This is a genomic window from Phytoactinopolyspora endophytica, assembly GCF_004138495.1.
Lineage (GTDB): Bacteria > Actinomycetota > Actinomycetes > Jiangellales > Jiangellaceae > Phytoactinopolyspora > Phytoactinopolyspora endophytica.
In genome coordinates this window covers 283,321-286,464 of the sequence record NZ_ML142854.1, presented here as the reverse complement: position 1 = coordinate 286,464, position 3,144 = coordinate 283,321, and the positions used below count along the sequence as shown (strand labels likewise).

Genomic DNA, 3,144 nt, shown 5'->3' with positions numbered 1-3,144 from the left:
GCCGTCGCGAACGCCGCGTCGCTCGGCTCTCCGCACAGCTTGCCCGGCTCCGCCGTGCGACACCGCAGCCGCCCTGATGTACGTAGGTCGGCCGGCCACAGGGATGTCGAGCGCCGTCGAACACCCGATGTCGACGACCGGCCCCCGGTCGCTACTCGCCGAACGCGGCGGGCAGGGTCGCCTCGTGAGCACGACGGAGCTCGTCGACGGGGATGTTGAACTGGCCCTGCACCTCGAGCGCACCCTCGTCGTCGATCACGCCGATCCGCTCGTGCGGGAACCTCCGCGCGCCGCACATCCCGGTGAACCGCACCTCTTCGGGATGCGGCACGGCGACGACGGCCCGGGCTGTCGACTCGGAGAACAGGAAGACGAATGGGTCCAGCCCATCGGGCACCCAGACCCGGGCGCCGACGCCATGCCGGAGCACCGACTCGACGAGCGCCTGTGCAACCCCGCCGTCGGAGATGTCATGCGCCGCGGAGACCAGCCCGTCCCGGGACGCGCTGTGCAGGATCTCCGCCAGCTCCCGCTCCGCGTCGAGGTCGACGGCCGGCGGCAGCCCGCCCAGGTGAGAGTGGACGACGTGCGCCCACTCGGATCCTCCGAACTCGTCCCGGGTCTCGCCCAGCAGGTAGATGATGTGACCGGGCGAACGGAACCCATACGGCGTCCGTCGCTCGACGTCGTCCAGCACGCCGAGCACACCGACCACCGGCGTCGGCAGAATCGCAGTCTCACCGGTCTGGTTGTAGAGCGAGACATTGCCGCCGGTCACCGGCGTGCCGAGCTTCTGGCATCCGTCGGCCAGCCCGCGCACCGCCTCGGCGAACTGCCACATGACCGCCGGGTCCTCCGGCGAGCCGAAGTTGAGGCAGTCCGTCACGGCCACCGGCTTCGCACCTGTGACGGCGACGTTCCGGTAGGCCTCGGCGAGCGCCAGCTGCGCGCCCAGGTAGGGGTCAAGTTTCGCGTACCGGCCGTTCGCGTCCGTGGAGAGCGCGATCCCGAGACCGGACTCCTCATCGAGCCGGATGACGCCCGCGTCCTCCGGCTGGGCGAGCACGGTGTTACCGAGGACGTAGCGGTCGTACTGGTCGGTGACCAGCGCCCGGGAGCACAGGTTCGGCGACGCCACCATCCGAAGCAGCGTCGAACGCAGCTCGTCTCCGCCGGAAGGACGCACCAGCGACGACGGCGTCGCCGCCTGCAGCTCGTCCTGCCAGTCCGGGCGTGCGTAGGGGCGCTCGTACACCGGGCCCTCGTGCGCGACGGTCCGCGGTGGCACATCCACGATCGCTTCGCCGCGCCACTCGATGGTCAGCCGCTGCGAATCGTTGACCTCACCGACCACGTCGGCCTGGACGTCCCACTTGGCGCAGATCTCCATGAACCGCTCGACGTCGGCCGGCTCGACGACGGCCATCATCCGCTCCTGCGACTCGCTCATAAGGATCTCCTCCGGAGCGAGCGTCGAGTCACGCAGCGGCACCCGGTCGAGGATCACGTGCATGCCGCCCTCGCCAGCGCTGGCCAGCTCCGACGTCGCGCATGAGAGGCCGGCCGCACCGAAGTCCTGAATCCCCGAGATGATCCCTGCGGCGAACAACTCCAGCGTGCACTCGATCAGGAGCTTCTCCATGAACGGATCGCCGACCTGCACGCTCGGCCGCTTCACCGGGCCCTCCGACTCGAACGTCTCCGAGGCCAGGATCGACGCACCGCCGATGCCGTCGCCGCCAGTCCGAGCGCCGTAGAGGATCACCTGGTTTCCCACCCCCGCCGCCTTGGCCAAGTGCAGGTCCTCATGCCGCATGACCCCGACGCACAGCGCGTTGACCAGTGGATTTCCCGCATACGACGGGTCGAACACCACCTCGCCACCGACGTTCGGCAGGCCCAGGCAGTTCCCGTAGCCACCCACGCCGGCGACGACGCCCGGCAGTACACGTGCGGTGTCCGGCGCGTCGTGTGGCCCGAAGCGCAGCGAGTCCATCACCCCGATCGGCCGGGCGCCCATCGCCAGGATGTCCCGGACGATGCCGCCGACGCCGGTGGCCGCGCCCTGGTAGGGCTCGACGTACGACGGGTGGTTGTGCGATTCGGCCTTGAACGTGACCGCGTAGCCCTCCCCGACGTCGATCACGCCCGCGTTCTCACCGATACCGGCCAGAAGCTTCCCGACCGGCGTCTCCTGCCGCAGCTCGCCGAAGCGCCGCAGGTGCACCTTGCTCGACTTGTACGAGCAGTGCTCGGACCACATCACGCTGTACATGGCCAGCTCGGAACTGGTCGGCCGGCGGCCGAGGATGTCCCGGATGCGCTCGTACTCGTTCGCCTTCAGGCCCAGCTCCGCCCAGGGCTGGGGCTGCTCGGGCGTCTTGGTCGCCGTCTCAACGGTGTCAACTGTCACCCTCGGGCTCCTCACTCGTCCCTCGCTCGTCGCCTCGCCGTTCCGGTACCAGGCTCACGCTGCCACCAAGCTTTCGAGGACCGAGGTGAAGAAGCCGAGGCCGTCGGTTCCGGGCCCGGTCAGCTCCTCGACGGCGTGCTCGGGGTGCGGCATCAGCCCGACGACATTGCCCCGTTCGTTAGTCACGCCGGCGATGTCGCGATACGAGCCGTTCGGGTTGATCTCGAGATAGCGAGCGACGACGCGTCCCTCGGTCTCCAGCCGGTCCAGCGTGGCTTCGTCGGCGACGTAGCCGCCCTCGCCGTTCTTCAACGGGATGACGATCTCCTGATCCTTCTCGTAGGCGGACGTCCACGCCGTGGAAGCGTTCTCGATACGCAGCCGCTGGTCACGGCAGACGAACTTGCGGTGATCGTTGCGCACGAGTGCGCCGGGCAGCAGGTGCGCCTCACACAGCACCTGAAAACCGTTGCAGATGCCCAGCACCGGCATGCCGCCGTGCGCGGCATCGATCAACGGCTCCATGATCGGCGCGAACCGCGCGATCGCGCCGCACCGCAAGTAGTCACCGTAGGAGAACCCACCAGGCAGGACAACCGCGTCGACGCCGCGCAGATCCGCGTCGCCGTGCCACAGGGAGACGGCGTCCCCGTCGGCGATCCGCACGGCGCGGCCGGCGTCGCCGTCGTCCAGGGAGCCAGGGAACGTCACAACTCCAATGGTCACGCTCT

2 protein-coding genes are annotated in these 3,144 nt (G+C 69.2%); both read right to left on the bottom strand.

Going from position 1 to position 3,144, the window contains the following annotated elements; translation table 11 throughout:
- Positions 1 to 151: 151 nt before the first annotated feature.
- Entirely contained in the window at positions 152 to 2,413 is a 2,262-nt protein-coding gene (purL, locus tag ELR45_RS14360) for a phosphoribosylformylglycinamidine synthase subunit PurL (protein WP_129667010.1), read from the bottom strand.
- Positions 2,414 to 2,467: 54 nt separating this feature from the next.
- On the bottom strand, positions 2,468 to 3,139 hold the full coding sequence (gene purQ, locus ELR45_RS14355) for a phosphoribosylformylglycinamidine synthase subunit PurQ (protein WP_129667009.1): 672 nt from the start codon (positions 3,137 to 3,139) through the stop codon (positions 2,468 to 2,470).
- Positions 3,140 to 3,144 lie beyond the last annotated feature (5 nt).